6 protein-coding genes are annotated in these 5411 nt (G+C 50.0%); 3 read left to right on the plus strand and 3 right to left on the minus strand.

Features of this window, described 5'->3' with window-relative positions:
• Positions 1–867, plus strand: an 867-nt coding sequence (locus Q7V06_RS01715) for a Glu/Leu/Phe/Val dehydrogenase (protein WP_304837150.1), incomplete at its 5' end; no start/stop codon positions are given.
• Between the two features lie 43 nt (positions 868–910).
• Here Q7V06_RS01715 and Q7V06_RS01720 read toward each other — a convergent pair.
• From Q7V06_RS01720 to glnA, 3 genes are all read right to left on the minus strand, one after another.
• A complete protein-coding gene (locus tag Q7V06_RS01720; RefSeq protein WP_304837153.1) occupies positions 911–1240 on the minus strand; it encodes a P-II family nitrogen regulator in 330 nt (109 codons plus the stop codon).
• A 13-nt stretch (positions 1241–1253) separates the two neighbouring features.
• Entirely contained in the window at positions 1254–2450 is a 1197-nt protein-coding gene (locus Q7V06_RS01725) for an ammonium transporter (protein ID WP_304837155.1), read from the minus strand.
• A gap of 324 nt (positions 2451–2774) precedes the next feature.
• On the minus strand, positions 2775–4106 hold the full coding sequence (gene glnA / locus Q7V06_RS01730; protein WP_304837157.1) for a type I glutamate--ammonia ligase: 1332 nt from the start codon (positions 4104–4106) through the stop codon (positions 2775–2777).
• Between the two features lie 94 nt (positions 4107–4200).
• Here glnA and Q7V06_RS01735 point away from each other — a divergent pair, with 94 nt between their 5' ends.
• On the plus strand, positions 4201–5253 hold the full coding sequence (locus tag Q7V06_RS01735) for a glutamine amidotransferase family protein (protein WP_304837160.1): 1053 nt from the start codon (positions 4201–4203) through the stop codon (positions 5251–5253).
• Between the two features lie 17 nt (positions 5254–5270).
• Positions 5271–5411: 4Fe-4S binding protein (locus Q7V06_RS01740; protein WP_304837163.1), on the plus strand; the 141-nt coding region annotated here is incomplete at its 3' end.

Raw genomic sequence — 5411 nt, forward strand, 5'->3', positions numbered from 1 at the left:
CCGGATATGGACATTCCTGCACCTGACGTCGGAACAGATGCAAGGATCATGGGATGGATGATGGATGAGTACTCCAACCTGTCAGGTAAGAATCAACCCGGCATCGTCACCGGAAAACCGATTCGTATCGGTGGATCTTTGGGCAGGATTGAGGCAACGGCCCGGGGTGGCATTACCGTCATCAGGGAGGCTGCCCGCGAACTGAATCTGGATCTCAGGGGTGCAACGGTAGTGATCCAGGGATTTGGGAATGTTGGGGGGAATGCGGCATACATGGCACGAAATATCCTCAATGCTCGTGTAATTGCAGTATCGGACTCACGAGGTGGCGTATACAGTCAGGAAGGCCTGAACCTTGAAGAGGTATCTCATCAGAAAGTCCAGACAGGATCGGTTGTCGGATCACCGAATACTGCACGAGTGGATAGTGAGGATCTGCTCACACTCAAAGCAGATATTGTCATCGCTGCAGCTCTTGAACATGCCATTACTGCAGAAAGGGCAGAACGAATGAGCCCAAAAATTCTCTCAGAATTTGCAAACGGCCCGACAACACCTGATGCTGATACGATCCTCTTTGAGAGAGATGTTCATATCATCCCTGATATCCTCTGCAATGCCGGTGGGGTGACCGTCTCGTTCTTTGAGATGGTTCAGAATAAAACCATGTTACCCTGGACTGAAGAAGAAGTCAATCGGAGGCTGGAGAAGCGAATGGTAAAGGCCTACGATGAGGTCATATCAACTGCCCGTACACAAGGAATCGATATGAGAAAAGCAGCATATGTTGTCGCAGTATCACGGGTTGTCGATGCGATGAGACTTCGGGGCCGGCTTAAAAAAAGGGCTTTTAAGGGTTCAATCTGAGCCCTAATCACCAGGTGGGAGATAGTACAAGCCCGATCTTTTTCTAAACGTGAGCGTCGTCTTTTCTAACCCAGTATGCCCCCTCCACCGGCAGGACGAAGATACGGCCATCACCGACCTTCCCAGTCCTGGCATTGGTCTGGATGATCTCTACTGCCCGTGAAACGTCCTCATCTTTTATGATCATCTCGATCTTGATCTTAGGAAGGAGGTTCACCTTCATGATCCCGCCCCGGTACTGGAGAGTGATACCCTTCTGTGCACCCCTCCCTTTCACCTCAGAAACGGTCATCGCCGAGAATCCATTCTCCTCCAGGGCTTTTTCAACAATCTCATATCTTTCAGGCCTGATTATTGCCTCGATCTTTTTCACAGCAACCACCCCGTTAGTTTGCAACCTTCTCCCCATGCTGGGAGATGTCAAGGCCGACATACTCTTCATCCTCCGACACCCGGAGACCAATCGTCTTGTGGACGGCATACGCCAGGATGTAGGTGACTACAAACGCATACAGGACTGCGGCGACTGCATCAACTATCTGGATACCAAACTGCGTGACATTACCATACAGAAGACCATCAACACCTCCGATCGTAGCAGTCGCAAAGATACCTGTTGCGAGCGCACCCCAGAACCCACCAACACCATGGATCGCCCAGGCATCCAGACTCTCATCAAGACCTTTCTTGATCCGCCAGAGCATCGCTTTGTAGCAGATGAGACCGGCTACCAGACCGATGACGATGGCTGAAATCGGATCCACAAATCCTGCTGCAGGCGTTATTGCTACGAGACCTGCGACCGCACCAGAGATCATCCCAAGTGAGGACGGTTTTCCATGAAGCCAGGCACCCAACATCCAGGCAAGAGCACCGGCAGCAGCAGCAGTGTTTGTCACCACAAAGGCACTCGCTGCAAGACCATCTGCTGCAAGGGCTGATCCGGCATTGAATCCAAACCAGCCGAACCAGAGGAGGGCACCACCAATCAGGGTCATCGGTATATTATGAGGCTCCATCGAGTGTGAACCGAAACCAATACGTTTGCCGATGACGAGGGCTGCTGCCAGAGCACCAAAACCTGCACTGATATGGACAACAGTTCCGCCTGCAAAGTCAAGAGCTCCGAGCTGATGAGCCCAACCACCACCCCATGCCCAGTGGGCAAGCGGATCATAGACGAGCGTCGTCCAGAGGAGACCAAAGATGATGAATGAGCTAACCTTCACCCGTTCAGCGAGTGCTGAAGTCAATATCGCGAGTGTAAGGCCGGCGAATACCAGCTGGAAGACCATGAAGAGGAGATCCGGTATCCCTTCACCTTCCATCCCCACTCCAGCCAGCCCGATATGATCAAGATTTCCGATAAATCCTCCGATATCAGTGCCAAATGCGAGTGAATAACCGATTAATACCCACTGGATACTCACGACTGCAAACGCTATCATCGAAAGCATGATCGTGGAGATGAAGTTCTTCTTCCGTACCATGCCGCCGTAGAAAAGCCCGACACCGGGCGTCATCAGCATAACCATTGCCGTTGCAATCAGCACAAAGGCAGTTGCACCCGAATCAAGTTCCATTCCGTTTCAACCCCAATTTTCTTTCCTGTGAAGTAATGACTGTTCATCAACGTAAACAGAGAGTCTCCATTCATTTCAAAGGCCATGTGGATCATGAGCCTGACTCAATATGCCACTGAAGTCTTGCAAAGTGATAAGATTTCCGGGAACATCCCCGGAGAGTCTGTATCACCTCACAAGACGTAGAAGGAAGTTATCTTCCATCATATAAATAATTAACTAAAGGTGCAGAAGAGCATCCATAAGATAATTCAGAAGAGGGAGGAAACAATCAATTTGAAGAACAGGTGTATGAGAAGTGATAAAGAAAAAAAAGGGAGAGCGTTAATAGGTAGAGAAGTATCGCTTCGTCTCCCAGTCGGTGACAGCAATCCTGAATGAATCACACTCAAACTCTGCGATTGAGTTGAGATTCTCAACAACATGCTTTCCAAGTATTTCACAGATGAGGGGATCTTCCATGAGGCATTGATTTGACTCGAATAAACTTCCCGGAAGGGTATCGATACCTTCCTTCTTACGCTCATCCGGAGTCATATGGAAGATATTTTTGTCAGCACTCTTTGGTGGCTCAAGCTTATTTTTTATTCCGTCAAGACCGGCAGCAAGCATTGCTGCAAAGGCGAGATATGGATTGCAGGTTGGATCAGGGCTTCGCAGTTCAACACGGGTACTCCGACCACGGGGTGCAGGTACACGAATGAGTGCGGTCCGGTTCGATGCACTCCATCCGATATAGACAGGTGCTTCATATCCCGGAACAAGCCGCTTGTACGAATTGATCGTCGGGTTTGCAATTCGTGTGATTGCCCTCACGTGTTTCAGAAGACCTGCGATGAAATGCATTGCAGTCTCCGATAACTGGAGAGGTGCTGCAGGATCGAAGAAGGCATTCTCGCCATTCAGTGTAGAGAGGGAGCAGTTTGTATGCATACCGGATCCGTTGATCCCAAAGATCGGCTTTGCCATGAAACTTGCATGAAGACCCTTCTGAAGTGCAATCGTCTTTGTTGCAAACTTAAAGGTGATCACATTGTCCGCTGTTGTCAATGCTTCACCATATTTAAAGTCAATCTCATGCTGTGACTCTGCAACCTCATGGTGAGACGCTTCAATATCAAAGCCCATATCGGTTAATGCAACGACGATATCACGTCTGACATCCTCTGCAAGGTCCGTCGGTGCGAGGTCGAAGTACCCCCCGACATCCTGAAACTCAAGGGATGGCTTGCCATCATGCTGACGGAAGAGGAAGAACTCAAGTTCCGGACCGGTGTTGAAGATGAATCCCATCTTTGCTGCCGCCTCAACCTGCTTCCGAAGGATATAGCGCGGATCACCATCAAATGGTTTGCCATTTGGAGTATAGACATCACAAATAAACCGTGCAACCCGCATCGTCTCCGGTCTCCAGGGGAGGATCCGATATGTCGACATGTCAGGTTTTAGGACCATATCTGACTCTTCTATACGTGCAAAACCCATAATGGAGGATCCATCGAAGCTGATACCTTCAGTGAGCGCCTTCTCCGCTTGCTTCGCTGGGATCGCAACATTTTTGGCATTTCCGAGGATATCGGTAAACTGGAGCCGGATGAATCTCACCCGATCTTTCTCAATCTGTTCCAGCATTCTGGACACATCGTCTCCTGACATATAGAAGATTACTTCTACTGATTCCTATAAATATTTAATGGAACAACCATATACATCCGGGAATCAGGATAGAAATGTTCTCGTGTGAGTGCCCATGTGTGGAATTATCAGTGTCATTGACAGATCCAGGTCCGGTATGGACGGGTCCCGAATCAAACATGCCCTCTCTCTGATGGACGAACGAGGGAGTGGAGAAGGAGCCGGATACGCGGCATATGGCATTTATCCGGATTTTTCTGAGTACTATGCCCTTCATCTCTTCTTTGATAATCTTGTTGAGCCGAAGGGTAAAGTCGACGAGATCCTCAGGACCTGGGGGATAATCGAGTTTGAGGAGGAGATCCCAACCGTTGAACAACCTGAGCTCAGGCGCACCCATATCCCCTGGCGGTACTTCTTCAAACCTGATGTATCCCTGATGCCAGGGACCACATCCCCTGAAGAGGACATTGTAACGATGCTGGTTATGAAGATCAACACAACAATCCCGGGTGCACTCGTCTACTCATCCGGGAAAAATATCGGCGTCTTCAAAGCATCGGGATGGCCGGAAGCAGTTGCTGACTTCTACCAGATAGAAAAATACGAAGGCTACATCTGGCTTGCGCATAATCGGTACCCGACCAATACCTCGGGATGGTGGGGGGGAGCGCATCCCTTCAACCTCCTCGACTGGAGTGTTGTCCATAATGGTGAGATCACTTCCTATGGGACTAACCGTCGTTATATCGAGAGCTTCGGGTACCGATGCACAATGGGTACGGATACAGAAGTCGTCGCGTACCTCTGCGATCTCCTCGGCCGCAAGCATGGTCTACCGGAGGACCTGATGGTGCGGGCGTTCGCACCGCCATTCTGGGATGAGATCGACCAGATGAAAGAGGGGAAGCAGATGCTGAACAAAGCGATTCGTCTGACCTATGGTTCAGCACTGATGAACGGTCCTTTTGCAATTGTTGTTGCCACAACAGATGGTATCGTCGGATTCACCGATCGGATCAAACTGAGACCACTGATCGCTGCTGAAGCGGGAGATCGCCTCTATATATCAAGTGAAGAGGCGGCGATCCGGAGGATGGAGCCAAACCTTGAGCGTGTCTGGATGCCAAAGGCAGGGGAGCCGGTTATCGGGAGGGTGAGAGTATGAGTATCGGAACTGTCCCGATGAAATTCCGGGTCAGTATTGATCCATCACGGTGTATGCTCTGTGAAAGATGTATTGAAAACTGCTCGTACGGAACATACCGGCGTGAAGGAGAGAAGATCATCGTTGATTCACGAAGATGTGTCGCCTGCCACCGGTGT

Origin of the sequence: Methanocalculus sp. (assembly GCF_030651615.1) — an archaeon.
Taxonomy (GTDB): Archaea; Halobacteriota; Methanomicrobia; order Methanomicrobiales; family Methanocorpusculaceae; genus Methanocalculus.

Coding starts and splice junctions, on each gene's coding strand:
- Q7V06_RS01725 (WP_304837155.1), bottom strand. CDS start 2,450: ATGGAACTTGATTCGGGTGCAACTGCCTTTGTGCTGATTGCAACGGCA.
- glnA (WP_304837157.1), bottom strand. CDS start 4,106: ATGTCAGGAGACGATGTGTCCAGAATGCTGGAACAGATTGAGAAAGAT.
- Q7V06_RS01735 (WP_304837160.1), top strand. CDS start 4,201: ATGTGTGGAATTATCAGTGTCATTGACAGATCCAGGTCCGGTATGGAC.